Consider the following 299-nt stretch of genomic DNA (forward strand, 5'->3'; position numbering starts at 1 on the left):
AATCGCCACGACTATTCGCAATGCCACACAGGGTTGCCAAACCCTGCCCATGATTGGAAGCTAGACGAATAAGTTTCAATCTTTTACTTGGCATCTCCCCTTTCAATTGTTTCAAATCGAGCCAAACGTTATCGTCGGACCCATCATCAACAATAACCACTTCAATTTCTAATTCATATGGCATTGATACAGAAAAAAGACGGCCAAGCAGCTCCTTGATTGCTTGAGCATCATTATAAACCGGTACAACAACCGAAATCCTTTCTATATTTAGGCATTGCTGTCTTTCTCTCATGGCA

General features: G+C 41.8%; 1 protein-coding gene. It reads right to left on the bottom strand.

Features of this window, described 5'->3' with window-relative positions:
- On the bottom strand, nt 1-299 hold a 299-nt coding region (locus A3730_RS30335), incomplete at both ends, for a glycosyltransferase (protein ID WP_197477401.1).

This window comes from Alcanivorax sp. HI0044, from assembly GCF_001634945.1.